Raw genomic sequence first — 25573 nt, 5'->3', positions numbered from 1 at the left:
CGATGATGCGCGCGGCGCTCGCGCTGGCGCGCCGGTCTCTGGGGACTACCTGGCCCAATCCCGCCGTCGGATGCGTGATGGTGCGCGACGGCCAGGTGCTGGCGCGCGGCCGCACCCGGCACGGCGGCCGCCCGCACGCCGAAGCCGATGCGATCGCCCAGGCCGCGCAGGCCGGTCAGTCGCTGAAGGGCGCCACGGCCTATGTCACCCTGGAACCCTGCTCGCATCACGGCCGTACGCCGCCCTGTGCGGACGCGCTGGTGGCGGCGGGTATCGCGCGCGTCGTGTCGGCGCTCGAGGATCCCGATCCGCGGGTGAAGGGGCAGGGGCACGCACGGCTGAAGGCGGCTGGCCTTGTCGTGGAGATCGGAGAAGGGGCCGTCCAGGCGGCCGAGATCAACGCCGGCTTCCTGTTGCGGGTTCGTGAAGGCCGCCCGCTCTTCCATCTCAAGATGGCGGGCTCGCTCGATGGCCGCATCGCGACCGCCTCCGGTGAGAGCAAATGGATCACCGGCGAGGCGGCGCGACGCGACGGCCATCGGCTGCGGGTGACCCACGACGCGATCCTGGTCGGCGCCGCGACAGCTGAAGCCGACGATCCGGAATTGACCTGCCGTTTGCCGGGCCTTGAGGCACGTTCGCCCGTCCGCATCGTCCTCGACTCGCAGGCGCGCCTGTCGACCCGGTCGAAACTGGCCGCGTCGGCACGGGTGACGCCGGTCTGGCTGGTGTGTACGAAGTCCGCTCCGGCCGATCGCCGGGAGGCGCTGAGCGAGCTTGGCGTAGAGATCGTCGAGGTCGATAGTGGCAGCGAGGGCCGGATCGATGTTCTGGCGGCCGCACGGGCGTTGGGCGCACGCGGGCTCACCCGGGTCCTGGTCGAGGGCGGCGGGCAGGTCGCGGCGTCCTTCCTGAAGGCGGGGCTGGTCGACGGCATTTCAAGCTACCGGGCAGGGCTCGTGCTCGGGGGAGACGGCCGCACTGCGGTCGGCGGACTGGATTTTGCACGGCTCGGTTCCGCGCCCCGGTTCCGGCTGGTTTCGGCGCGGCAACTGCAGGGCGACACGCTGGAAACCTGGCGGCGGGAGGACTAAGTAGCGGCCATGTTCACAGGCATAGTGACTGACATCGGCGAGATCGTCTCGGTCGACCCCGGCGGCAAGGAAGGCGACCGCCGGTTCGTCATCGCCACGAAGCACGACATGACGCCGATCGCCATCGGCGCCTCGATCGCCTGTTCGGGCTGCTGCCTGACGGTGATCGAAAAGAGCGCGGGCCGGTTCGCCGTCGAGGTTTCGGCCGAGAGTCTCGACAAGACGCATCTGGGAGACTGGACGGTCGGCAGCCGCCTCAACCTCGAATTGTCGTTGAAGCTCGGCGACGAACTGGGCGGGCATCTCGTCTACGGTCACGTCGACGGCGTGGGCAAGATCGTCTCGTCGACGCCGGAAGGCGGCAGCGTGCGCTTCGTCTTCGAGGCGCCGCCGGAAGTGGCCCGTTTCGTTGCGGCGAAGGGCTCGATTGCGATCGACGGGATATCGCTCACAGTGAATGAAGTGGACGACAATCGCTTCGGCGTGAACGTGATTTCACACACCCAGTCCGTCACCACGCTGGGCCAGGCCCGGGTCGGCCAGAGGGTCAACCTTGAGGTGGATATGCTCGCGCGTTACGTTGCGCGATTGTTGGAGCATCAGAAATCATGAGTGCGCTCGAAAAGGACGCTTGGCGGATCACCTTCAGCGAAGTGAAGGCCGCCGCCGAGGACATCATCGAGGAAGCCCGCAAGGGCCGGATGTTCATCCTCGTCGACGACGAGGATCGCGAGAACGAGGGCGATCTGGTGATCCCGGCCCAGTGGGCCACCCCCGAGGCCATCAACTTCATGGCCAAGCACGCGCGCGGCCTGATCTGTCTGGCGCTCACGCGCGAACGGGTCGAGCAGCTCGGCCTGCCGTTGATGTCGCAGAACAACCGCACCCGTCACTCGACCGCGTTCACCGTCTCGATCGAGGCGCGCGAGGGCGTGACGACCGGTATCTCGGCCGCCGATCGCGCGCGCACCGTCTCCGTGGCGATCGACCCGTCGTGCGGACCGCACGACATCGTGACGCCGGGTCACGTGTTCCCGCTGGTTGCCCGCGATGGCGGCACGCTGGAGCGCACCGGCCACACGGAAGCTGCCGTCGACCTCGCGCGCCTGGCGGGCCTCAATCCGGCCGGCGTGATCTGCGAGATCATGAACGACGACGGCACGATGGCCCGTCGCAACGATCTCATCACCTTCGCACAGCGCCATGCGCTCAAGATCGGCACCATCGCCGATCTGATCGCCTATCGCCGCCGCTACGATTCGATCGTGAAGCGCATCAGCGAGACCAGGCTAGACAGCACCTGGGGCGGCGACTTCCGCTGTGTCGTCTACGTGAACAAGGTGACGATGGCGCAGCACGTCGCCCTGGTGAAGGGCGATCCCGCGGCGGGTGGCCCCGTCATGGTGCGTATGCATGCGGTCAACCTCTTCACCGACACGCTGGGCCAGCGCAGCGGCGGCCGGGGCGGCGAGATCGAGGCCTCGATGCGCGAGATCGCCAAGGAAGGCCGCGGCGTGATCGTGCTGATCCGTGAGCCGCTGACCGTCGTTCTGGCCGAGCAGCGCCGCCGCGCCGGCGAGCCGATCGAGCCGTCGGGACAGGAATTGCGGGACTACGGCGTCGGTGCCCAGATCCTGATCGATCTCGGCGTGAAGGAAATGGTGCTGCTCAGCAATTCGCAGAAGAGTGTCGTCGCTCTGGAGGGCTTCGGCCTCAAGATCGTCGCCCAGAAGCCGGTTCCCGGCCGCGCAAAGGTCTGAACATGTCGACACGGACGGAAAATCCGACCGCCCGGCCGGCGGTCGCGGGCGTCAAGGGCGCGCGCATTCTCATCGTCGAGTCGCGTTACTATGCCGACATTGCCGATGCCCTCATTGAGGGCGCCGAGCGGGAGATTGCGAAGAACGGAGCGAAGTCCGAACGGGTCGTCGTGCCCGGCGCCTTCGAAATCCCGGGCGCGATCGCGCTGGCGGCGGCCAAGAAAGGCAAGCCCTACGATGGCTACGTGGCGCTCGGCTGCGTGATCCGGGGCGAGACCACGCACTACGACTATGTCTGCGGCGAGAGCGCGCGCGGGCTGATGGACCTCGCGGTTCAGAAGAAGCTGGCGATCGGCTACGGCATCGTCACGGTCGAGACTGTCGAGCAGGCGCGGGCCCGCGCCTATACCGACCGCGGCGACAAGGGCGGTGACGCGGCCCATGCCTGCCTCGCCATGGTGGCTCTCGGCCGTCGCTGGAAGAAATCGTGAGCGACGCCAAGCCGGCCGGGCCCAGCCGTCGCCAGGCCGCACGGCTGGCAGCGGTTCAGGCGCTCTATCAATGGCAGGAGGGGCAGGACGCTCCGGCCGAGATCGTCGAGCAGTTCCTCAAGGTCCGCACCGGCGAAACCGGCGAGGGCGGCATGCGCCGCGACGCTGACCGGCCGTTGTTCAAGGACGTGGTCGAGGGCACCGCGAGCAAGCGCGACGAGCTGGAGGCGCTGGTGACGGCCTCTCTGGCGCAGGATTGGACCTGGGCGCGCGTGGACCGCCTGGTGCGCGCCATTCTCCTCGCCGGCGCCTACGAACTCGCGCACCGCCCCGACGTCCCGATGCGCGTTGTCATCAACGAATATGTCGAGATCGCCCACGCCTTCTACGACAAGGGCGAGCCGAGCTTCATAAACTCCGTTCTCGACCGCGTGGCGCGCCAGGCGCGGCCGTCCGACCAGAAGTAGACCGTCATGGCGCGGGCGCGGCGGCTCGGCGAATTCGACCTGATCGCCCGCTACTTCGCGCCGTTGGCCCGTGACTTCGAAGGGGCGGGCGGTCTCCAGAGCGACAATGCCTTCCTGCCGGCGGATGCGCGGCATGACCTGGTGGTCAAGACCGACACCGTTGTCGCGGGCGTACATTTCCTGGCCGACGATCTGCCCGGGCGGATTGCTGCCAAGGCGCTTCGGGTCTGCCTGTCCGATCTTGCCGCCGGTGGCGCGACCCCCTTCGTCTACCAGCTCGCGCTCGCTCTGCCGTCGAGCTGGCAGGAGGCCTGGGTCTCGGCCTTCGCCAAGGGTCTCGCCGCCGACCAGCGCCGCTTCGGGATCGTTCTCTGTGGTGGCGACACGGTCGTCACGCCCGGGCCGCTCACGATTACGATTACCGCCTTCGGCCGCGTTGCTCGCGGCAAGGGCGTTACCCGCGCCGGCGCACGGGCAGGGGACGAACTCTGGGTGAGCGGCACGATCGGCGATGGGGCGCTCGGCCTGCTCGCGGCACAGGGTGGCCTGCCGGCGCTGACAAAACGGCAGCGCGCGGTTCTCGAGGATCGCTATCGCCTGCCACAGCCGCGCAGTGCGCTGGGGCCGCGCCTCCCGGGTGTCGTGACGGCGATGGCCGACGTTTCCGACGGGCTGCTGGCGGATGCTGGCCATGTCGCCGCCGCCTCCGGCCTCGCCGTGAGCATCGAACGCGACAACGTGCCCCTGTCGCCTGCCGCCCGTGCGGCGGTGGCGGCGGATCCGCGCCTCTGGGCGAACGTCCTGGGCGGCGGCGACGATTACGAACTCGTGATCGCCGTGCCGGCGCGCCGCCGGGCCGCGCTCCAGGCCGCCGCGCACGCGGCCGGCATTCAGGTCACGTGCATCGGCCGCTTTGGCCGTGGCCGCGGGGTTGCCGTGACGGGCGGCGGCAGGGCAATCGCAGCGCCCCGCAAGGGATACGTTCACTTCTAGGGACTCACACATCCTCATAGCTGCACTGCGCGGCGCGCCATGGCGCGGGCAGGGCTCCTGACTAGAGTGCCGGCCCAATGGATGGATCATCGAAGGTGCAGGAAGCGCCGGCAGACTCCGGCGGGCGGATGCCGCGCCGGTCGATGCGCAACATCGCCTTGCTGGCAATGTGCCAGGCGCTGACGCAAAGCAGCAACACGCTCATGTTCGCCTCCTCGGCGCTGGCGGTGCTCACCATCGTCTCGCCGGACATGCGCATGTGGGCCAACCTGCCGGTCACGATGCAGCATCTCGGTGTCATGCTGTCGGTTTTCCCGGCCTCGCTGCTGATGATGCGGCGCGGCCGCAAGTTCGGTTTCCGCAGTGGTTCCGTGATGGGCATGGTCGGGTCGTCGCTGGCGGCCATTGGGCTCGGCCTCGGCAGCTTCCCCGTGATGTGCCTGGGCGGCCTGTTCCTGGGCTACGGCATAGCCAACATGCAGCTCTATCGCTTTGCCGCCGTCGAACTCGCGCCAGCCCCGCATCGCGCGCAGGCCATCTCCTATGTCACGGCGGGGGGCGTGCTCGCCGGCATCCTGGGCCCCAGCCTGGCGCGCTTCACGCCCGATCTCTGGCAGCCGCTGTTCCAGGCGAGCTTCGTCGCCGTCATCTTCATCCATATCCTCGTCTTCATCGTGCTGGGCTTCATCGAGTTTCCCCAGGTCAGGGTCGAGGACACTGCCGGACCCCAGCGTCCGCTCTCTCAGATCGTGACCCAGCCGACCTACATGGTGGCCTGCGCCGGTGCCATGATCGCCTTCGGTGTTATGTCCTTCGTGATGGCGGCGTCGCCCCTGGCCATCGTCCAATGCGGACTCAAGGCGACCGAGGCCCCGGTGACGATCTTCGTCCACGTCATGGGCATGTTCATCCCGTCCTTCTTCACCGGTCACCTGATCGCGCGCTTCGGAGTGTTCAACGTCATGATCGCCGGCATCGTGCTGCTGGTGGCAGGTGTGATCGTCGCGCTGATGGGCATCACCGAATGGCACTTCCGCGGGGCACTCACCCTGAACGGCGTGGGCTGGAACTTCCTGTTCGTCGGCGCGACGACGCTTCTGACCACGACCTACCGTCCGGCGGAGCGTGGCAAGGCCCAGGCCTTCAACGACTTCATGGTGTTCGGCGTCACCACGGTGGCCAGCCTGATGGCCAGTGTCGTGCTCGAACTCAAGGGGTGGGCCGCGCTGAACTACGTGGCGCTGGTCCTGGTTCTGGTCGCCCTGATGGTCATCGGCGTTTACCGGCTGCGCAATCCGTCACGAATTTGAAGCCAAGCCCTTGAGGCAACGGGGCTTTTCCTCGTCTGCGGTTGCGCGCCCACGGGCCATCTGTCATTTTTCCAAGTACCTCGCGTCCAGGGGGAGTTCGCGTGCTTCAGGTCGCGATGTGCGTAAAAGAGACGAAAAAACAATAGGTTAGGGAAACATGTCCACGGTTCTTTGGGGCGTCATCGGCTGCGGCTTGATTGCCGTGCTGTATGGCGTCGTTACCGCGTCACGGGTTATGGCGGCCGATGCCGGCACGCCACGCATGCAGGAAATTGCGCAAGCCATCCAGGAAGGTGCGGCTGCCTACCTGCGCCGCCAGTACACCACCATCGGCATCGTGGGCATCGTCGTCCTCGTCGTTCTCGCCATCCTGCTCGGCAAGTTCGCCGCCATCGGCTTTTTGATCGGCGCCGTTCTGTCGGGCGCCACCGGCTTCATCGGCATGAACGTCTCGGTCCGCGCCAACGTGCGCACCGCGGTGGCGGCCCAGAAGAGCCTGGCCTCCGGTCTCGACCTCGCCTTCAAGGCGGGCGCGGTGACCGGCATGCTGGTGGCCGGCCTCGCCCTGATCGGCGTCGGCGGCTACTACGCGGTGCTGCTCAACATGGGCATCCCCGGCGGCAGCCGTGACATGATCGATGCGCTCGTCTCGCTGGGCTTCGGCGCCTCGCTGATCTCGATCTTCGCCCGTCTCGGTGGCGGCATCTTCACCAAGGGTGCGGACGTCGGCGGCGACATGGTCGGCAAGGTCGAAGCGGGCATTCCGGAGGATGACCCCCGCAACCCGGCGACCATCGCCGACAACGTGGGCGACAATGTCGGCGATTGCGCTGGTATGGCCGCCGACCTGTTCGAGACCTATGCCGTGACGACCGTTGCCACCATGGTCCTGGCCTCGATCTTCTTCGCGGCCGATCCGGTCCTCGTCGGCAAGCTGATGGCCTATCCGCTGGTCATCGGCGGCGCCTGCATCATCACCTCGATCATCGGCACCTACTTCGTCCGCCTCGGCTCGGACGGCAACATCATGTGGGCGATGTACAAGGGCGTGATCGTGGCCGCCGTGCTGTCGATCCCGGCCATCTACTTCGCCACCGACCGCCTGGTCGGCATGGGCACAGTCCTGACGGTGGGCGATCGCTCGTTCACCGGCCTGTCGTTGTTCTGGTGCTCGCTGGTGGGTCTCGCCATCACCGGCCTGATCGTCTGGGTCACCGAGTACTACACCGGTACCGACTATCGCCCTGTGAAGGCCGTGGCGCAGGCCTCGGTCACCGGCCACGGCACCAACGTCATCGCAGGCCTCGCGATGTCGATGGAAGCCACGGCGGGCCCGGCGCTGCTGATCTGCGCCGGCATCGTGACCTGCTACATCCTCGCGGGCCTGTTCGGCATCGCCATCGCCACGACCGCCATGCTGGCGCTCGCGGGCATGATCGTCGCACTCGATGCCTACGGCCCGGTTACCGACAATGCCGGTGGCATTGCTGAAATGGCCGGACTGCCGAAGGAAGTGCGCAAGAACACCGACGCGCTCGACGCGGTCGGCAACACCACCAAGGCCGTGACCAAGGGCTACGCCATCGCCTCGGCCGGTCTCGGTGCGCTGGTGCTGTTCGCGGCCTACACGTCGGACCTCGACTACTTCATCGCCGCGGGCAAACTGGGCGTCAAATCGGTCGATTTCTCGCTGAAGAATCCGTACGTCGTGGTCGGCCTGCTGGTCGGTGGCCTGCTGCCGTACCTGTTCGGTGGCATGTCGATGCTGGCCGTCGGCCGTGCCGCCCAGGCGGTGGTCGAGGAGGTGCGTCGCCAGTTCAAGGAGAAGCCCGGCATCATGGCGGGCACGGACCGGCCGGATTACGGCCGCGCCGTCGACATGCTCACCAAGTCGGCGATCAAGGAGATGATGATCCCGTCGCTGCTGCCGGTGCTGTCGCCGATCGTGCTCTTCTTCGTGATCTCGGCCATCGCCAATCGCTCGGATGCCTTCGCGGCGGTCGGCGCCATGCTGCTCGGCGTGATCGTCACCGGCATCTTCGTCGCCATCTCGATGACGGCGGGCGGCGGTGCCTGGGACAACGCCAAGAAGTACATCGAGGAAGGCCATTTCGGCGGCAAGGGATCCGACGCTCACAAGGCGGCGGTTACCGGTGACACCGTCGGCGACCCGTACAAGGACACGGCCGGCCCGGCCGTCAATCCGATGATCAAGATCACGAACATCGTGGCGCTGCTGCTCCTCGCCGTCCTGGCGCACTGAGCGGACGCGGAACCTCAAACGGAAAAGCCCCGGTCGAAGGACCGGGGCTTTTTCTTTGAGGATCCGCTCTGGCGCTAGGCCAGGAGACGAACTCGCGTCAGATGCCGCCGCCGCTGGTCGGCGCGCCGGGGTTGGTACCCTGGCCCTTCGGACCGCTGAAGCGGCCGACATTGCCCAGTACCTGCTCGAGGATCGTAAGCTCCTTGCCCGAGGTCGGGGTGATGCGGGCAACCATCTGAATGTCCTGCGCGTCCTTCAGGTCGTAATTCTTGATCGCGTCGATGCGGCCTGATTCGTTGAACGTGACCTGGATCACCTTCTGAGAGCTTATCCGGGGCTTGGTGTAGGCCCAGTATTCCTGCGTCTCGCTGATGTAGTACCAGACGTTCGGATTGAAGGTCGCGACGGCCGAGGGCGATCCGATCAGGCGGACCACGTCCTCGCGGCTTTGCGCGCCGACTTCGAGCTTTTCGACTGAGCCCGGCGTCGCGGCGAAGCCACGCATGTCGACGGTGTTCTCACAGCCGCCAAGGGTGACGACGGCAGAGACGGCGAGGACGCTGGCAAGGGCGAGCGGGGCGGTGCGACGCATGGACTGCTTCTTGGCTTTGGGGGAAGAGGGACTGCAAGATGTCGTGGTGAAGGGCGCCGGTCAACCGTTAGCCCGCTACGAATTGAGGAGGAAGCCGCTCGTGTTCCGTCGCCGAAAGCCCGAGGACGAGTTCGCCATGGCCGTTTATCGCCAGGTGGCCGAGCAGGCGCGCGCGCCTGAGCTCTTCGAAGCCTGCGGCATACCCGACACTTTGGACGGTCGCTTCGACTCTCTGGCGCTCCATGCCGCACTGATGATCGACCGGCTGCGCCGCGAGCCCGATGGCGAAGTTCTGGCACAGGCCTTCTTCGACGCCATGTTCCGGCATCTCGATCTCACCCTGCGAGAGATCGGCATCCAGGACCTGGGAGTAGGGCGGCGTATCAAGATCATGGCCGAAGGGCTCCATGGGCGGGCGCTGGCCTACCGCGAGGCGCTGAACGATGGACCCACGCCCCTTGCCGAGGTATTGCGCCGCAACGCCTATGGCGGTAGGCCGCCTCAGGATTCCGAGGTTGTCGTTCGGCTCGAAGCCCATATCAGAGCCTATGTCCGATCACTCGATGCGACGCCCCGCAACGACTTGATAAAGTGAATTAATAAAATGCCTCAAAATATTGAAAAGAAAGACAAATCTGAGATCGAAAGGATGGTCGATCTTGAGAAGCTTGGCAATAACGGCGCCGCCCTCGACATTTCGACCTCGGAAAACGAGCGGGCAGCTCTGGCCAAGCGCTTCGGGTTCCTCGGGCTGCCGGCCTTTTCGGCGCGCGTGTCCGTGGATCGCAAACCCGGTGGACAGATCATCGTCGAGGGCCGTCTCAAGGGGCGCATCGTCCAGGCCTGTATCCTCAGCCTCGATCCGGTGACGCAGGAACTGGACGACGCTTTCCGCCTGATCTTCGCTGAGCACGTGACCGAGGACCTCGACCCCGAGAGTGGGGAGGCCCTGCTGAATGCCCAGGGCGACGCGCCGGAGCCCCTGGAGGGGAACATGCTGGATGTGGGCGAAATCGTCGCCGAGCAATTGTCGCTGACGGCGGATCCCTATCCGCGGCGGCCGGGCATCAAACTCGAAGATGTCCTGCCCAAGCCGAAGGGCGGCGCCCGCCGCTCGGCGCCCGAGCAGCGCCGGCATCCGTTCGCCGGTCTGGCGGCGCTGAAGGACAAGCCGCGCCGCGGCCGGTAAATTGTTGCGGCGGTGAGACGTTTTGGCTAGAGAAGGCCGCCCGCCGCGCCCGTAGAGCGCGGCTGCAGCATTTCTGGGGGCATGCCCTGCTTGTATTGGCGGGTGCGGCCCTCGTTCTGGAGATCGTCATGGCAGTTCCCAAGAAAAAGGTTTCGAAGTCCCGTCGCAATATGCGTCGCTCGCATCACGCGCTGCCGACCATGGCGTTCGTGGAGTGCAAGAACTGTGGCGAGCTGAAGCGCCCGCACATGGTTTGCTCGCATTGCGGCTACTATCGCGAGGACATGCCCGTCCTGGCCGACGCCGCGTCGGCCGAGAAGTAGTCAGAAGCACGCCGCCGGCAATGCGCTGGCAGTCGACAGTCGGAGCGTGACGGTGGGTACGAAAAAGATCGTACTCGCCCTCGATGGCATGGGCGGCGATCACGCCCCCGACGTCATCGTGAATGGCGCCGATATCGCCCGCGAGCGCTATCCCGGAACCTCCTTCCTGCTGTTCGGCGACGAAGCGCGCCTGAAGGCGCTCGTCGACAAGCGCAAGGGTCTCGCGCAGGTGCTCGAGATCGTGCCGTCTGAAGACGCGGTGCTCGCCGGGGACAAGCCGTCGTTTGCGCTGCGCCGCCGCCGCAAGTCGAGCATGTGGATGGCCGTCGAGGCCGCGGCCCAGGGCCGTGCCGACACGATCGTCTCTGCCGGCAACACCGGTGCGCTTCTAGCCATTTCGATGTTTGCGATGCGTATGCTCGAGGGAGCGGACCGGCCGGCGCTGGCCTCGTTCCTGCCGACCTCGCGCGGCGAGAGCATCATGCTCGACCTCGGCGCCAATCTCGAATGCGACGCCAGCAATCTTACTCAATTCGCCGTCATGGGCAGCGTCTTTGCGCAGATCCTGCTCGGCCTCGACAAGCCCAGGGTCGGCTTGCTGAATGTCGGCTCCGAGGAACTGAAAGGCCACGAGGAGCTTCGCCAGGCGGCCGCCCTGTTGCGTCGTGAAGGCTCGCCGGTTTCCTTTCACGGTTTCGTCGAGGGCAACGACATCGGCGCTGGTGTGGCCGATGTTGTCGTCACCGACGGTTTCACCGGCAATGTCGCGCTGAAGGCGATCGAGGGCACGGCCAAGCTCTATACCCAGTTCGTGCGCGATGCTTTCCGGACCTCCACCCTCGCCAAGCTCGGCTATCTGTTCGCCTCGGGCGCCTGGTCGAAGCTGCGCGTGCGCGTCGATCCGCGCCGCTACAATGGCGGCGTGTTCCTCGGCCTCGACGGGGTTTGCGTGAAGAGCCACGGCGGCACGGACGCGCTGGGCTTCGCCTACGCCATCGGCGTGGCGGTCGACCTGGTCCGCTACGAATACAAGAGCAAGCTTGTCGAAGGCTTGGCCCGGCTGCACGAGATCTCCTCGGCAACCGAAACCCCGGCCGCATCGCTGCAGGCCACCGGAGGAACCGCGTGATTCGTTCTGTCGTCCAGGGCTGCGGTTCGTATCTGCCCGAGCGTGTCGTCACCAACGAAGAACTGTCGAAGACGGTCGAGACCACCGACGAGTGGATCCGTCAGCGCACCGGCATCTGCCAGCGCCATATCGCGGCGGAGGGCGAGTTCACCTCGCACCTCGCGATCAAGGCCTCGCAGCGGGCGCTCGACCATGCCGGCCTCAAGGCGTCCGACCTCGACCTGATCGTGCTCGCGACGGCGACGCCCGACCAGACCTTTCCCGCCACGGCCACGCGCGTGCAGGCCGCCCTCGGCATGACCAAGGGCGCGGCCTTCGACGTCCAGGCGGTGTGCGCGGGCTTCGTCTACGGCGTCTCGGTCGCCGACAGCCTGATCAAGACCGGCCTTGCCTCGACTGCCTTGGTGATCGGCGCGGAGACGTTCTCGCGCATCCTCGACTGGGACGATCGCGGGACCTGCGTTCTGTTCGGCGACGGCGCCGGCGCGATCGTGCTCAAGGGCGAGCAGGGCGCGGGCACGTCGGCCGATCGCGGCATCCTCGCCAACGCGCTGCATTCCGACGGCCGCCATCACGACATCCTCTATGTCGACGGCGGCCCATCCTCGACCCGGACCACCGGCTTTCTCCGCATGGAAGGCAAGGAGGTCTTCAAACATGCCGTTGTCAACATGGCGGCGGTCGTGGGCGAAGTGCTGGCGAAAGCAGGGCTCGAGCCCAAGGACATCGACTGGCTGGTTCCGCACCAGGCCAATAAGCGCATCATCGACGGCACTGGTCGCAAGCTCGGCCTGCCGCCGGAGCGTGTCGTGATGACGGTCGACAAGCATGCCAACACGTCCGCCGCGTCGATCCCGCTGGCACTCGACGTCGCCGTCAAGGACGGCCGCATCAAGAAGGGCGATCTGCTGCTGCTCGAGGGGATCGGCGGGGGCCTGTCCTGGGGCGCGAGCCTCGTTCGTTGGTAAAGCGCGAATAAACGCCAACGGAACGTGAACAGGCGGCGATTCAAGTCCTGCCGCTATCCCACTGATATTGACCGCTTTCCCACCTTAGAGTAAGGATTAAGTGGGGGAAGAAGAGGTACCGGAGTGGACGGCCGGACTATTACGCGCGCCGATTTGAGCGAGTCAGTGTTCCAAGAAGTGGGACTGTCTCGCAATGAATCCAGCGATCTCGTGGAGACGATCCTCTCCGAGGTGGTGGAAGCGTTGGCGCGCGGCGAATCGGTGAAGATCTCGTCGTTCGGGAGTTTCACGGTTCGCGACAAGGGGCAAAGGGTCGGCCGCAACCCAAAGACCGGGCAGGAAGTTCCCATCCTGCCGCGGCGAGTCCTCGTCTTTCGAGCGTCGAATGTCCTGAAAACACTGATCAACGGGGCGCCCGGCGAGAACAAGGGGTAGTTGGGAACACGAGGGGATCAGGGATGGCCGTTTCGGTTCAGACCGTCGAAAGACGGGTCGAGAAGTCGGCGCAGGCGTTTCGAACGATCAGCGAGGTTGCGACCGAGCTCGATGTACCGCAGCACGTGCTGCGGTTCTGGGAGAGCAAGTTCTCCCAAGTACGGCCGCTGAAGCGGGGCGGGGGCCGTCGCTACTACAGGCCGGAAGACATCGATCTGCTGCGCCGCATCCGCGCGCTGCTTTACGATGATGGTTACACGATAAAGGGCGTCCAGCGCCTCCTGAAGGAGGGCCGTGGCCGTCTGCCGGCCCAGCGTCTCGACCTTGCGGCCGAGAGCGCGCTGGAGAGCTTGCGTATCGTGTCGGCGAGAGCCGAGGCGATGGCAGGGGGCACGCGCCAGCCGCTGCCGCGGACCGGCCCGCAGCCCTCGACCACCACACCGCGAGCGGCGGTTCTCGACCTCCACAAGCGCCGTGAGATCGAGTCTGTGCTGGAAGACCTCGAACAGGCGCTGACGCAGCTGCGCAGCACGCTGAAGACGCAAAACTAGGCCTTCGAGCCTGGAGCATCGCCGGGGGGCGGCGCTCTAGGGCTTGCAGGTTCGGCGTCGAAAGGCCACCAGATCGGGTGGCCTTTGTAAGAAAGTGTATCAAGTAACTGATTTTATTTGGTTTTTGTCCGGGCGAGCGTATCGTGCCCGGCGAGGGGCCTTCAACGGAATCGTCAAAGGGGGACGTGACCGTGCTTGTAAATCGCGATTTCGCGCGCCATCACGCGCGCTCGTTTGACTTAATATCATTTAATGACAATGGTTTGGAAGTCGTTCTTCCTACCATAAGTGAGCTTATTTATCTGAGGCGCGGGCTCAGCCAGCCGGGCGGCAAGCTGCCGTTGTTCGATCTTGACGGGCAAGAGATTGATATTGACGTTGTCAAGCGATGCCTGACGGCGGGATGGGCGCAGCCTTGGTTCAAGAATCCGCTGAAGCCGGATTGGCTCGTCTGCAAGCTCACGGAGCGTGGGCGGCAGGTCGCGTCCGAGCCGTAACGAACCACGTGACGACGGCTGCCGCTGCCAGCAGCCCGCCGGCCAGAAGGAATGCGGCGCCGGGGACGGTGTCGATCGTCCAGGCGAACAGGACGGCAAACACCCCGGGCGCGATCAGGCCTGCGATGCTGCGTGACGCCGAGGCGGCGCCCTGGAGCTGACCCTGCTCGGAGCCGCCGACACGGCGGGTCATCATGTCCTGCAGGGCCGGACCGGCGACGCCCCAAAATGCCATTACCGGCACGCCTGCCCAGAACCAGGGGCCGGTGGCGGCGAGCCCATAGATCGACATGCCGGCCGCGCCGGCGAGCAGGCCCGCGATCACCGCCCAACGTGGACCGATGCGCCTTACGATTCGCCCGATCAGCAGACCCTGCACGATGGCGGTGCAAATGCCCACGAAGGCGAGCGTCAGGCCCACCGTGGCCTCACCCCATCCGTAGCGGTGGCCGGCATAGAGGACGAACACGGCCGGCAGGACCTGGTGGGCGAAGTTCCCCAGGAAATCGACGGATGCGAGGCCAAGCAACTGCCCCTGTGAGGCCAGGAGTTTCAATGATCCGACCGGATTGGCGCGTTTCCACGAAAACGCCATGCGCCTTTCCGGCGGAAGTGATTCGGGCAGCACGAACCATCCGAACGCTGCATTGGCGAGGCAGGCGGCCGCCGAGACCCAGAACGGCAGGCGCGGATCGAGACCGCCCAGCAGGCCGCCGATCGCCGGCCCGACCACGAAGCCCAGCCCGAACGCCATGCCAATCAGGCCGAAGGCCTTGGCCCGTTCCTCGGGCTTGGTCACGTCGGCGATGTAGGCGAAGGCGGTGCCGATCGTGGCCGAGGTGATACCCGAGACCACGCGGCCGACGAACAGCAGCAGGAGCGAGGGCGCCAGCGCCATGAAAATATAGTCGAGGCCGAGCCCCAGGCATGAGATCAGGATGACCGGCCGGCGGCCGAAGCGGTCCGACAGCGCGCCGAGGAGGGGCGAGCAAAAGAACTGCATAAGCGCCCAGACCGTCGCGAACAGGCCGAACATCTCGGCTGCGCCCGCGGTGTCGCCGTCCATGAAGCCCAGCACGATCTTCGGCAGCACCGGGATCATGACCCCGAGCGCCAGCACATCGAGCGCCACCGTGCAGAAAATGAAGGCGAGCGCCCGGCGCGTGTTCATGATGACATATGGCAGGGGAATTAATTGGTCGGGGCGACAGGATTTGAACCTGCGACCCCCAGTCCCCCAGACTGATGCGCTACCAGGCTGCGCTACGCCCCGACCGGTGCCGCCGGCCGGTAGGCCCGCGGCACGGGGGCTTTAGCGCGAATGGCAGCGTTGCCGCAAGCTGCGCTTGCAGCGAAGAGGGCGAGAAACGATACAGACAGGATGATCGACCCCGGCCGGCGCGTCCTGCTCTTCTCCTCCATCGGCCACGCGCTGATGCACATGATGACGGCGTTCTACGCCGTGATCGTCCTCACCCTGGCAGTGTCCTGGAACCTGCCGGCCGAAGATCTGCTGCGTCTCTATGCGCCGGCCACGATCCTCCTGGGCATCGTGTCGCTGCCGGCCGGCTGGGCATCGGACAAGTTCGGGGCGCCGGCCATGATGGTCGTGATGTTCCTCGGCCTCGGCCTGTCGTCGATCGCCTGCGGCCTCGTTCCGACCGGCGACACCTTGGCGCTTTCCCTGGCCCTGTGCGGCATCGGCACCTTCGGCGCCTTCTATCACTCGGTCGGCATCGGCTGGGTGATCCGCACGGCCCGGGAGCAGGGCCACGCCATGGGCGTGAACGGCCTGTGGGGCAGCGCCGGACTCGCGCTGTACGGGATCGTCCCCGGCGTGCTGATTACGCTGGCCTCGTGGCGTGCGGCCTTCATCGTTCCCGGCCTCGTCTGCCTGGTCGTCGGCGCCGTCCTCTGGGTCCAGATCCGCCAGGGCAAGGTCGGCGACCGGCCGATGCCGCAGGCCAAGAGCACGCAGGTCGGCCGGCGCGATTTCTGGCGCGTCTTCTCGGTGCTCTCCGTCACCATGGCGCTGGAAGGCGTCATCTGGCAGGCGCTGATGTTCGGTGCGGCGATGGTCTTCGAGGTGAAGCTCGCGCCCGAGATCTCGGCGCTGCGCGATGGGCTGGCCTCGTGGGGTGTCGCGACCCAGATCGTGCTGTGGGTCGGCCTGGCCACCTCGATGATCTACGTCGTCTCGGGCGTGGCGCAGTATGCGATGGGCCGGCGCATCATCGACCGCTATCCGCTGAAAGCGACCTATGTCGTGGCCTCGGCCCTGCAGGTGATCGCCATGCTGGCGCTGGCCATGGGCAACGGCTACGTGGCGCTGCTGGGGGCCATCGGCTCGGCGGTGCTGAGCGCGGCGGCCGGGCCGATCGAGAACATCCTGATCGCCCGCTACACGCCCAGCCGCTATCACGGGCTGGGCTTCGGCGCGAAGTTCGTCGTAGCCTTCGGCGCAGGACCGCTGGCGATTCTGCTGATTGCCTGGGTGCGCGAGACGACGGGAAGCCTCGAGCTGTTGTTCCTCGGCCTCGCCGCCACCTCGGTCGTGATCACCCTGGTGGCGTTGCTCCTGCCCGGCAACGAGCGCGATGCGTCGTTGCCGGCGGCTCAGGTCGCGCCCGCGGAGTAGAGGCTACTTCGCGCCGCGTGCGGCCTTGTAGGAAGGACGCGACAGGCAGCGATCGAGCCAGGCACTGGCGTTCGGGAACGGGGTGAAGTCGACCTTGATCGGCTTGGCCCAGCTCATGATCGACGCGAGGTTGAGGTCGGCCACGGTGAAGCTCGAACCCAGCAGGTACTCGCGGCCCTCGAGCGCGCCGTTCAGCACCGCCAGCGGCTTGGGCAGCGCCTTCTGCGCGTCGGCGACGGCCTCCGGCTTGCGCTTGTCGGGCGGGGTCATGAACATGTCGATCAGGATCGTCAGCAGCGGCTTCTCGAGCTCGGTCATGCCCCAGAAGCTCCACTGGTTGCACAAGGCCTGATCCTCGAGGCTCGCCGGCATGAAGCCGTCCTTGCCGTGCTTGGCCGCCAGGTAGAGGTTGATCGCCATCGATTCGAAGAGCTTGAACTCGCCATCGACCAGCGTCGGTACTTTGCCGTTCGGATTGACCTTGAGATAGTCGGGATTCTTGAGATCCTTCATCTCGACGGCGATGTGCTCGTACGGAATGCCGAGTTCATGGGCGATCCAGAGGGCGCGCGCGGCGCGCGACGCTGTCGGCCCGTAAATCTTGATGGTCACGAAATATCTCCCCAATACCGATATGGTCGCGACGATAGTGCAGCGCTCCGCGCCGGTCTAACCCTCTATTCCGTGAGCCCGTATTCGTCGCCGACATAGCCATGCCGGTGACCGAAGCGTTCCGTCATCACCGTCGCGAGATCCTTCTCTGCCGCCGCGATCCATCCACCCGCCCGCACGGCATAGCGTGTCGCCGCGGTCGCCGCGCGCGGCGGTTCGCCCTGCTGGAGGGCACGGGCGGCGCCCATCAGCAGCTTGCGGAACTCGGCGATGCCGACATCCGTCGGACCCAGATGCTCTCGGGACCGGTCCTGGATGGCGCCCTGGCTGTCCTGGATCGCCGCGTCCTGGTCGGAGACGCCACTGATGCCGGTGTAGCTCAGCGTCTTCTGCAGTTCGCGATCGATCATGTAGTCGTTGCGCAGGTTGCGCTTCGGCACGTAGTGCTCGTCGATCTCGGCGTGGAGGCTCAGGCCCGACGCGTACTTGGTGCGCTCGGCGTTGGTGAGCGGCCGGTCGGGCACCCAGCTGTAGGTGTAAATCCAGCAGCTCGTGTCATCGACCGGCACCCACGTCTGGCCATGATAGACCTCGCCGGGGAAGGCGACCGGCACCAACGCGTGGTTGGGCGCGAGATACTGCGCGATGCGCCAATACACGTCGGTCGTATCGGTCTTGCGACCGGCGGCGATCACTAGCCCGGCATCGTGGCCCTGGATCCTGAATTTCGGTCGCGGATCGTCGGTGACCCAGCGGCTGCGATCCGCGAGGCCGCCTTCCTGACCGATCGCGGAGGTTTTGCGCAGGATGTCGAGACGCGCCGCTTCATCCTTGGTCGGAATGGCATGCAGGAAGGAGAAGTGCGCCGTGTCGATGGCGCCCTCCAGGCTCTGCACCCAGTTGCAGTCCTGCCATTTCTTGGAGACGAAGCGATGGCCGGCGGGAACGAGGCCCAGCTCGAGCTGGGGCAGCTCGGGCATCGTCTCGCGCGGGCCCATGTAGACCCAGACCATGTCGGCCCATTCGCGCGTCGGATAGGACAGGAGCTTGATCGTGTCCTTGTAGGCCGACTCCGGCGGCGAGGTCGGCAGGTCGACGCAGTTGCCGTCGATGTCGAACTTCCAGCCGTGGAAGGCGCAGCGCAGCCCACACTCCTCGTTGCGGCCGAAATAGAGATTGGAGCCGCGATGCGGGCAATGCGGCTCGACGATGCCGACCCGTCCGTCGGTCTGCCGGAAGGCCAGCAGGTCCTCGCCCAGGATGCGGATCTTCTTCGGGGGGCCGTCGCGCTCGGGCAGTTCCTCGGAGAGCAGGGCGGGCATCCAGAAGCGGCGCATCAGGTCGCCCATCGGCGTGCCGGGGCCGCTCTCAGTCAGGAACGCGTTGTCAGCTGCGAGCATCAGTCACCCAATCCGTACTGGTTGCCGACATAGCCGCGCTCTTGGCCGAACCGCTCGGTCATGACCGTGGCGAGATCCTTGTCCGGCGCCGCGATCCAGCCTCCGGAGCGGACGGCATAGCGATGGGCCTTGTGCGCGGCGGCGGGCGGCTCGCCCGTGACGAGGCGGCGGGCGGTGCCCATCACCAGCTTGCGGAATTCGACGATGCCGATATCGGTCGGCCCGAGATGCTCCTTCGTGCGATCCTGGATGGGCCCCTGGCTGTCCTGGATGGCGGCGTCCTGCTCGGAAACGCCGGTGATGCCGGTGAAGTTCTCGGTGAGCTGCACCCCGCGGTCGCGCAGGTAGTCGTTGTCCCGGTTGCGCAGCGGCCTGTAGTCGGCATCGACCTCGGAATGGACGTTGAAGCCGCCGCGATACTTGGCGCGCTCGGAATTGCTTAGAGGCCGGTCCGGCTGCCAGCAATAAGTGTAGATCCAGCAGCTCACGTCATCGACCGGCACCCACGATTGCCCGTAGTAGATCTCGCCCGGGAAGGCGGCGGGCGTGTAGGCGTGGTTGGGCATCAGGAACTGTGCGATGCGCCAGTACAGGTCGGGCCCGTCGGTCTTGCGGCCGCCCGCGATCACGAGGCCTGTGTCGTGACCCAGCACGCTGAAGCGCGGGCGCGGGTCGTTCTGCACCCAGCGCACGCGATCGTCGGGTTTGGCCTGGTCGCTCAGCGCAGCGCGGCTCATAGCGCGTCGCGCCGCCTCGTCGTCCGTCGCCAGCACCTTGTGCAGGAAGGAGAAATGCGAGGTATCGATCGCGCCCTCGAGGCTCTGCACCCAGTTGCAGTCCTGCCACTTCTTGGTGACGAAGCGTGAGGCGGCGGGGACCAGCCCCAGCTCGAGCTGAGGCAGTTCCGGCATATGCTTGCGCGGGCCCATATAGACCCAGATCAGATCGGCCCATTCGCGTGTCGGGTAGGCGAGAAGCTTGATCGTATCCTTGTAGGCCGACTCCGGCGGTGAGGTTGGCAGGTCGACACAGTTGCCATCGGCGTCGAACTTCCAGCCGTGGAAGGAGCAGCGCAGGCCGCAATTTTCGTTGCGGCCATAATAGAGGTTGGCGCCGCGATGCGGGCAGTGCGGCTCCACGATGCCGACCCGTCCGTCGGTCTGGCGAAAGGCCAGCAGGTCTTCGCCAAGGATGCGGATCTTCTTCGGCGGGCCGTCGCGTTCGGGCAATTCCTCGGAGAGCAGCGCCGGCATCCAGAAACGCCGCAACATCTCGCCCATGGGCGTGCCCTTGCCGGCACGGGTCAGGAACTCGTTGTCCGCCTTGCTGAGCATTCCATCCTCCTGCCTCGCCGTGTTCCCCGGCGTAGGGGCGACGGGCTAGGAGCGCGTCGCCTTTTCCAGAGCCTGATCCAGATCGGCGATGATGTCTGCAACAGTTTCGATCCCGATCGACAGGCGCAGCACGTCAGGGCCGGCCCCGGCGGCCACGCGCTGCTCCTCGGAGAGCTGGCGATGCGTCGTCGACGCGGGGTGGATGATCAGGCTCTTGGCGTCGCCGATATTGGCGAGGTGGGAGAAGAGCTCGACGCTGTCGACGACCTTCACGCCTACGTCGTAGCCGCCCTTGACGCCGAAGGTGAAGACCGAGCCGGCGCCCTTGGGCAGGTACTTCTTCGCCAGCGCGTTGTACTTGTTGGAGGGCAGGCCGGCATAGTTCACCCAGGCCACCGCCGGATGCTTCTCGAGATGCTGCGCGACCGCCAGCGCATTGGCGCAGTGGCGCTCCATGCGCAGGCCCAGCGTCTCCATGCCGAGCATGGTGAGCCAAGCGTTGAACGGCGCCTGGGTGGGGCCGAGGTCGCGCAGGCCGACGGCATGGCTGTGGAACGTGTAGGCCATGTCGCCAAACGTCTCGTAGAAGTTCAGCCCGTGATAGGCCGGCTCCGGGCCGGCCAGGCTCGGGAATTTGCCGCCGCGCGACCAGTCGAATTTGCCGGAATCGACGACCGCACCGCCCATCGACGTGCCGGTGCCGCTCAGAAACTTGGTGGTGGAATGCACGACCAGCGTCGCGCCGTAGTCGATCGGCTTGCAGAGCCAGGGCGTGGCCAGCGTATTGTCGACCAGCAGCGGCACGCCCGCATCCTCGGCGACGCGGGCGATCGCCTCGATGTCGCTGATCACGCCGCCCGGGTTGGCGAGGCTCTCGATGAAGAAGGCCTTGGTCTTGTCGGTCACGGCACGTTTGAAATTGTCGGGCGTGTCCGCATCGACGATGTTCGCCGTCCAGCCGAACTTCGGATAGGTGTTCTTCATCTGCTGCAGCGAGCCGCCGTAGAGGCGAGAGGCGGCGACGATCTCGGCCCCGGGACTCATGAGCGGGAAGAGGGCGAGGACCTGCGCCGCATGGCCTGACGAGGCGACGGTGCAGCCGCGCCCGCCCTCCAGTGTCGCCAGCCGTGTTTCGAGCGCGGCATTCGTCGGATTGGTCAGCCGCGAGTAGATGAATCCCACAGTCTGCAAATTGAAGAGCGCGGCGGCATGGTCGGCGTCTTCGAAGACATAGGCGGTCGTCTGGTAGATCGGCAGGGCGCGGGCACCGGTCGTCGGGTCGGGGGCGGCGCCGGCATGCAGTGCCAATGTTTCGAAACCATAGGTCTTGTCGCTCACGAAGCTCTCCTGGGCCGGCAATTTCACACCGCCATTCCGCACATCACCCGCGGGTCCCGTCAAATCCAAGGCGAGCTTGCGGAAATGGGCAGTTCCGACTGAGGGAATTGCGCCGCCACGCTATCGGGAGCTGCCTGAATGTTCCTTCATTCCGGAAAGCGGGGGGTCACCAGGCTCGGCGTCAGCTTGGCGTAAGAATCGGAGGATAGGGTCCCGCGCTGTGTCTCGCGATTACGGGCGTCGCAACACAGCGTAAATGTTTGGGGAGCGAAACACCGTGAATCGGTTTGTGACCAAGGACTTTTTGTCCGGGTTGATGTTTGTCGCCTTCGGGCTGGCGGCTCTCTATTTCGGCCAGCACCTGGCGGTTGGAACGCCCGTCCGTATGGGACCCGGCTACGTGCCGCGCATGCTTTCCCTGATTCTTCTAGCACTGGGCGTGCTGGTTTGCATCATCGCCGTGGTGAGCGGCAGTGAGCCGGTCGAACGGCCGAAGTGGAAGCCGATCACGCTGGTGACCCTCGGCATTGTCTGTTTCGCGCTGCTGTTCGAGCGTGCTGGCCTGGTCCCGGCGCTGGTCGTCCTGGTCATGATCTCGTCACTGGCCGGCGAGGAATTCAAGCTCACCGAAGTGATCGGCAACATCGTCGTTCTCTCCATCCTGTGCACGATCGTCTTCAAGGTCGGGCTGGGGATGAACATCTCTGTCGTGCAGGGGATTTGGTAAGATGGATCTCCTAGACAATCTCGTCCTCGGCATCAGTGTCGCCTTCACCTTCCAGAACCTGACCTATGCCCTGTTGGGCTGCATGGTCGGTACGTTGATCGGGGTTCTGCCCGGCATCGGTCCCGTGGCGACCATCGCTATGCTGCTGCCGATCACCTTCCATCTGCCGCCGACTGCCTCGCTGATCATGCTGGCCGGCATCTACTACGGCGCGCAGTACGGCGGTTCGACGACGTCGATCCTGGTGAACCTGCCGGGCGAGGCCTCCTCGGTCGTGACCTGTCTCGACGGCTACCAGATGGCGCGCAACGGGCGAGCCGGTGCGGCGCTGTCGATCTCCGCGGTCGGCTCGTTCTTCGCCGGTACCGTCGGCACCATTATCATCGTCATCTTTGCCGAGCCGCTGACGCGCATGGCGCAGAAATTCGGCCCGGCTGATTACTGCTCCCTGATGGCCCTTGGTCTCGTCGCCGCGGTGGTCCTGGCCAGTGGTTCGGTCACCAAGGCCATCGCGATGGTGTTCCTGGGCCTGTTGTTCGGCCTGATCGGCACCGACGTGAACACCGGCGCCCAGCGCTTCACCTTCGACATTCCGGAGCTGAGCGACGGCATCGACTTCGCGCCGATCGCCATGGGCCTGTTCGGCATCGCCGAGATCGTGGTCAACCTAGAACGACACCTGGAACGCGGCGGGGCGATCAAAGTGGGATCGTTGTGGCCGACGCGAGAGGAGATAAGGCGCTCCATCCCGGCCATCCTGCGCGGCACCTTGCTGGGATCTCTGCTGGGCGTGTTGCCCGGCGGTGGTCCGACCCTCGGCGCCTTCTCGGCCTACACGCTTGAGAAGAAGCTCTCCAAGAACCCCGGCCAGTTCGGCAAGGGTGCGGTCGAGGGTGTTGCGGCACCGGAGGCGGCCAACAACGCCGCCGCCCAGACCTCGTTCATCCCGATGCTGACGCTGGGCATCCCGTCCAACGCCGTCATGGCGCTGATGGTCGGAGCCATGATCATCCAGGGCATCCAGCCGGGGCCTGAGGTCATGACCAAGAAGCCCGACCTGTTCTGGGGCATGATCGTCTCGATGTGGATTGGCAACGCCATGCTGGTCATCATCAACCTGCCGATGATCGGCATGTGGGTGAAGCTGCTCACCGTGCCGTACCGCTACCTGGCGCCCGCCATCCTGCTCTTCTGCTGCATCGGGGCGTACAGTCTGCAGAACAGTACGTTCCACGTGCTGCAGGTCGGGATCTTCGGCGTGCTGGGCTACATCTTCGTCAAGCTGGGTTGCGAAGGCGCTCCGTTCCTTCTGGGCCTCGTGCTGGGGCCGCAGATGGAGGAGTACTTCCGGCGCGCCATGCTGCTCTCGCGCGGCGACGCCATGGTCTTCGTCGAACGGCCGATCAGCCTGGGCCTGCTCATCACGACGGCGCTGCTGCTGATCCTGATGGCGCTGCCGAGCATCAAGAAAGCCCGAGAGGAGGCCTTCCAGGAGGAAGGCTGACCCTCTCTAGCAAGAGAAGACGATACACGCCGGGCTGCCGACCTTGGTCCGCAGCCTGGTGGGGGCCAGGAGCCCGTTGCGACCGACCTTGTAGGCGATGATCGAATCGCCTCCCTGGTTGGCGACATACAGAAGACGCTCCGCCGGATCGAAGGCGAAGAAGCGCGGCACGCCGCCCCTGGTCGGCACCCACTGGCGCGGCGCCAGGGTGCCCTTGGCGGCCTCGATGCCGAACACGCCGATGCTGTCATGGCCGCGGTTCGAGACGTAGACGTTGCCGCCGGCGCCATCGACCCAGATCTCCGCGCCGGTGCTGTAACCGGTGAATTCCGCAGGCGTCGACGGCACGGTTTGCAGCGGCGTCAGCGCGCCGCTGGTACCGTTCTGGCGGTAGGTCGTGATGGTCGAATCGAGCTCATTGATCACGTAGGCGAACGGCTTGCGCGGGTGGAAGTCGATGTGACGGGGGCCGGCGCCCGGCCGGGCGGCGACGCGGCTGGTCTCGACCAGAACGCCGCGCTTTGCATCGAGCCGGTAGCCGATCACACAGTCCGAGCCCTTGCAGGGCAGGTAGAAGGTGCGGCCGGCCCGATCGAGCGGATTGTGATGCGGACGCGCGTTCTTCTGCTCTGAGCGGTGAGGCCCGAGCGGCGCGGCGACGGTCGTGAGGGTGGAATAGGGACCAAGTGCCCCGTCCTTGCCGATGGGCAGGGCGGCCAGCGAATCGGAGCCGTAGTTGCTGACTACCAGGAAGTGCTGCTGGGCATCGAAGGCGAGATGGATGGGATTGTAGCCGCCGGTCGGCTGGCGGTTCAGGACGGCAAGGCGCCCGGTCTCGCGATCGACGGTGTAGGAGGTTGCTTCGCTGCGATCGCCGTGCACGGAATAGAGCCGCGTGCCTGCTTCGTTCAGCGCCAGGAAGGACGGGTTCTCCAGTCCGCCAAGATGCTGGATGTGCCGAAAGGCACCGGTATGCGGGTCGACCCGATAGACGTTGATGCCGTTGCCGCGGCCGTTGCGCTCGGGCGAGGTGTAGCTGCCGACATAGGCGAAGAGCGGATGTGTTTTCATGGTGCCATTCTCGGCACCGTCGCGAAGCGAGGTCAACGATGCAGGATACCACGCGGAAGATCGCCCTCGTCACCGGCGCCAACCAGGGTTTGGGATTGGCGCTGGTGCGCGGCTTGCGCCGTGCCCTGGGCGAGGAGAGCGTCGTCTATCTCGCGGCCCGCGACACCGATCGTGGCGAGGCGGCCTGCGCGCTGTTGCAAGGCGAGGGGCTGGCACCCGATTTCATCCAACTCGACGTCACCGATGCCGCGAGCGTGGCCGCGGCGGCCAACAAGATCCGCGCCCGGCACGGTGGCATCGACATCGTGATCCAGAACGCGGCGGCGCGGATCACCAGGGACACACCGCAGGCCGATCAGGTCGTCGGTTTCGTCGACACCAACAATCACGGCACCCTGAGGGTCATCGAGGCCTTCGTGCCGCTGCTCCGGGACAATGCACGTTTCATCGTGGTGGCGAGCTCGTTCGGCTCCTTGCGCAATCTCGACCCGCGCCTGCATTCGAAGTTCGATGCGCCGGGGCTCACTCTGCATGACGTCGAGGCCGCGATGGACGAGTTCGCAAGAGCGACACGCGCCGGCACGGCTCAGCAGGATGGTTGGCCGGACTGGATCAACGTACCGTCCAAGATCGGGCAGGTCGCGTCGGTCCGCGTGCTGGCGCGCGCTAACGAAGCCGAGTTCCGCCGCCGCGGCATCCTCGTGAATGCGGCCTGTCCCGGCCTGGTGAACACCGAAGCGTCACGACCTTGGTTCGCGGACATGTCGAAGGCGGCAACGCCGGACGAGGCGGCGCAGGATCTCGTCTGGCTGGCCACTTTGCCGGCCGGAACCCGGGAGCCTTCTGGCCTGCTGGTGCGCCATCGCAAGCTGCACCCGTGGACCTAG

General features: G+C 65.9%; 27 protein-coding genes and 1 tRNA gene. 20 read left to right on the top strand and 8 right to left on the bottom strand.

The annotated features are described in order from the left end of the window. Positions 1-2 precede the first annotated feature (2 nt). The 8 genes from ribD to ACQY78_RS03630 all read left to right on the top strand — a co-directional run bounded on the left by ribD (position 3) and on the right by ACQY78_RS03630 (position 8378). Complete coding sequence (gene ribD, locus ACQY78_RS03665; RefSeq protein WP_428682845.1) at positions 3-1094, top strand: bifunctional diaminohydroxyphosphoribosylaminopyrimidine deaminase/5-amino-6-(5-phosphoribosylamino)uracil reductase RibD; 1092 nt, start codon at positions 3-5, stop codon at positions 1092-1094. Between the two features lie 9 nt (positions 1095-1103). Further along, entirely contained in the window at positions 1104-1706 is a 603-nt protein-coding gene (locus ACQY78_RS03660; protein WP_428682843.1) for a riboflavin synthase, read from the top strand. Continuing rightward, complete coding sequence (gene ribB, locus ACQY78_RS03655) at positions 1703-2854, top strand: 3,4-dihydroxy-2-butanone-4-phosphate synthase (protein WP_428682841.1); 1152 nt, start codon at positions 1703-1705, stop codon at positions 2852-2854. The genes ACQY78_RS03660 and ribB overlap by 4 nt, the downstream gene beginning before the upstream one ends. A 2-nt stretch (positions 2855-2856) precedes the next feature. After that, positions 2857-3345, top strand: coding sequence for a 6,7-dimethyl-8-ribityllumazine synthase (locus tag ACQY78_RS03650; RefSeq protein ID WP_428682839.1), 489 nt, complete (start codon positions 2857-2859; stop codon positions 3343-3345). Beyond that, positions 3342-3812: a transcription antitermination factor NusB gene (gene nusB, locus ACQY78_RS03645; protein ID WP_428682837.1), complete on the top strand. Its 471-nt coding sequence runs from the start codon at positions 3342-3344 to the stop codon at positions 3810-3812. The genes ACQY78_RS03650 and nusB overlap by 4 nt, the downstream gene beginning before the upstream one ends. Positions 3813-3818: 6 nt before the next feature. Continuing rightward, the gene (gene thiL, locus ACQY78_RS03640; protein ID WP_428682835.1) at positions 3819-4805 is read left to right on the top strand and encodes a thiamine-phosphate kinase; all 987 of its coding nucleotides are present in this window, start codon (positions 3819-3821) and stop codon (positions 4803-4805) included. Between the two features lie 77 nt (positions 4806-4882). Continuing rightward, positions 4883-6115 (top strand): MFS transporter, encoded by a 1233-nt coding sequence (locus ACQY78_RS03635; protein WP_428682833.1) that lies wholly within the window; start codon positions 4883-4885, stop codon positions 6113-6115. A 157-nt stretch (positions 6116-6272) separates the two neighbouring features. Beyond that, the gene (locus ACQY78_RS03630) at positions 6273-8378 is read left to right on the top strand and encodes a sodium-translocating pyrophosphatase (RefSeq protein WP_428682831.1); all 2106 of its coding nucleotides are present in this window, start codon (positions 6273-6275) and stop codon (positions 8376-8378) included. A gap of 97 nt (positions 8379-8475) precedes the next feature. Here the strand turns inward: ACQY78_RS03630 and ACQY78_RS03625 are convergent, their stop codons facing one another. Then, positions 8476-8970, bottom strand: a complete 495-nt coding sequence (locus ACQY78_RS03625) for an outer membrane protein assembly factor BamE (protein WP_428682829.1) — start codon at positions 8968-8970, stop codon at positions 8476-8478. Positions 8971-9016: 46 nt separating this feature from the next. Here ACQY78_RS03625 and ACQY78_RS03620 point away from each other — a divergent pair, with 46 nt between their 5' ends. The 8 genes from ACQY78_RS03620 to ACQY78_RS03585 all read left to right on the top strand — a co-directional run bounded on the left by ACQY78_RS03620 (position 9017) and on the right by ACQY78_RS03585 (position 14062). Then, positions 9017-9565, top strand: a complete 549-nt coding sequence (locus ACQY78_RS03620; RefSeq protein ID WP_428682827.1) for a ubiquinol-cytochrome C chaperone family protein — start codon at positions 9017-9019, stop codon at positions 9563-9565. Positions 9566-9619: 54 nt separating this feature from the next. Further along, positions 9620-10159, top strand: a complete 540-nt coding sequence (locus tag ACQY78_RS03615) for a YceD family protein (protein ID WP_428682825.1) — start codon at positions 9620-9622, stop codon at positions 10157-10159. A 128-nt stretch (positions 10160-10287) separates the two neighbouring features. Then, a complete protein-coding gene (gene rpmF / locus ACQY78_RS03610) occupies positions 10288-10482 on the top strand; it encodes a 50S ribosomal protein L32 (RefSeq protein ID WP_425065747.1) in 195 nt (64 codons plus the stop codon). A gap of 52 nt (positions 10483-10534) precedes the next feature. Continuing rightward, the gene (gene plsX, locus ACQY78_RS03605; RefSeq protein WP_428682823.1) at positions 10535-11611 is read left to right on the top strand and encodes a phosphate acyltransferase PlsX; all 1077 of its coding nucleotides are present in this window, start codon (positions 10535-10537) and stop codon (positions 11609-11611) included. Beyond that, complete coding sequence (locus ACQY78_RS03600; protein WP_428682821.1) at positions 11608-12579, top strand: beta-ketoacyl-ACP synthase III; 972 nt, start codon at positions 11608-11610, stop codon at positions 12577-12579. Before plsX ends, ACQY78_RS03600 begins: the two co-directional genes overlap by 4 nt. Positions 12580-12702: 123 nt before the next feature. Next, positions 12703-13014, top strand: a complete 312-nt coding sequence (locus tag ACQY78_RS03595; RefSeq protein WP_295136311.1) for an integration host factor subunit alpha — start codon at positions 12703-12705, stop codon at positions 13012-13014. Between the two features lie 23 nt (positions 13015-13037). Continuing rightward, positions 13038-13565: a MerR family transcriptional regulator gene (locus ACQY78_RS03590; RefSeq protein ID WP_428682818.1), complete on the top strand. Its 528-nt coding sequence runs from the start codon at positions 13038-13040 to the stop codon at positions 13563-13565. 185 nt (positions 13566-13750) lie between these two features. Next, complete coding sequence (locus ACQY78_RS03585; protein WP_428682816.1) at positions 13751-14062, top strand: hypothetical protein; 312 nt, start codon at positions 13751-13753, stop codon at positions 14060-14062. On the opposite strand, the gene ACQY78_RS03580 is transcribed toward ACQY78_RS03585, so the two are convergent. Next, positions 14025-15233: a TCR/Tet family MFS transporter gene (locus ACQY78_RS03580; RefSeq protein ID WP_428682814.1), complete on the bottom strand. Its 1209-nt coding sequence runs from the start codon at positions 15231-15233 to the stop codon at positions 14025-14027. The two genes, ACQY78_RS03585 and ACQY78_RS03580, sit on opposite strands and share 38 nt — an antisense overlap. Positions 15234-15258: 25 nt before the next feature. After that, positions 15259-15335: transfer RNA gene (locus ACQY78_RS03575), tRNA-Pro, on the bottom strand. A 108-nt stretch (positions 15336-15443) separates the two neighbouring features. On the opposite strand from ACQY78_RS03575, the gene ACQY78_RS03570 reads away from it, so the two are divergent. Then, on the top strand, positions 15444-16700 hold the full coding sequence (locus ACQY78_RS03570; protein ID WP_428682812.1) for an MFS transporter: 1257 nt from the start codon (positions 15444-15446) through the stop codon (positions 16698-16700). Between the two features lie 3 nt (positions 16701-16703). Here ACQY78_RS03570 and ACQY78_RS03565 read toward each other — a convergent pair whose 3' ends face one another. The 4 genes from ACQY78_RS03565 to ACQY78_RS03550 form a co-directional block, all read right to left on the bottom strand. Continuing rightward, positions 16704-17312, bottom strand: coding sequence for a glutathione S-transferase family protein (locus tag ACQY78_RS03565; protein WP_428682810.1), 609 nt, complete (start codon positions 17310-17312; stop codon positions 16704-16706). Between the two features lie 65 nt (positions 17313-17377). Continuing rightward, the gene (locus ACQY78_RS03560; protein ID WP_428682808.1) at positions 17378-18712 is read right to left on the bottom strand and encodes a Rieske 2Fe-2S domain-containing protein; all 1335 of its coding nucleotides are present in this window, start codon (positions 18710-18712) and stop codon (positions 17378-17380) included. Next, complete coding sequence (locus ACQY78_RS03555) at positions 18712-20046, bottom strand: Rieske 2Fe-2S domain-containing protein (protein WP_428682807.1); 1335 nt, start codon at positions 20044-20046, stop codon at positions 18712-18714. The genes ACQY78_RS03560 and ACQY78_RS03555 overlap by 1 nt, the downstream gene beginning before the upstream one ends. Before the next feature lie 45 nt (positions 20047-20091). Next, positions 20092-21384, bottom strand: a complete 1293-nt coding sequence (locus ACQY78_RS03550) for an O-acetylhomoserine aminocarboxypropyltransferase (RefSeq protein WP_428682805.1) — start codon at positions 21382-21384, stop codon at positions 20092-20094. Between the two features lie 277 nt (positions 21385-21661). On the opposite strand from ACQY78_RS03550, the gene ACQY78_RS03545 reads away from it, so the two are divergent. Both ACQY78_RS03545 and ACQY78_RS03540 read left to right on the top strand, forming a co-directional pair. After that, positions 21662-22111 carry a tripartite tricarboxylate transporter TctB family protein gene (locus ACQY78_RS03545; protein ID WP_428682803.1) on the top strand — a complete coding sequence of 150 codons (450 nt, stop codon included), beginning with the start codon at positions 21662-21664 and terminating at the stop codon, positions 22109-22111. A gap of 1 nt (position 22112) precedes the next feature. After that, a complete protein-coding gene (locus ACQY78_RS03540) occupies positions 22113-23615 on the top strand; it encodes a tripartite tricarboxylate transporter permease (RefSeq protein WP_428682801.1) in 1503 nt (500 codons plus the stop codon). A 6-nt stretch (positions 23616-23621) separates the two neighbouring features. Here the strand turns inward: ACQY78_RS03540 and ACQY78_RS03535 are convergent, their stop codons facing one another. Further along, on the bottom strand, positions 23622-24686 hold the full coding sequence (locus ACQY78_RS03535) for a lactonase family protein (RefSeq protein WP_428682799.1): 1065 nt from the start codon (positions 24684-24686) through the stop codon (positions 23622-23624). 38 nt (positions 24687-24724) lie between these two features. On the opposite strand from ACQY78_RS03535, the gene ACQY78_RS03530 reads away from it, so the two are divergent. Further along, positions 24725-25573, top strand: a complete 849-nt coding sequence (locus ACQY78_RS03530) for an SDR family NAD(P)-dependent oxidoreductase (RefSeq protein WP_428682797.1) — start codon at positions 24725-24727, stop codon at positions 25571-25573.

It is taken from the genome of Reyranella sp., assembly GCF_965279625.1.
Taxonomy (GTDB): domain Bacteria; phylum Pseudomonadota; class Alphaproteobacteria; order Reyranellales; family Reyranellaceae; genus Reyranella.
Note: the sequence above shows the minus strand (reverse complement) of the source record. Positions and strands in the feature narration are given on the sequence as shown.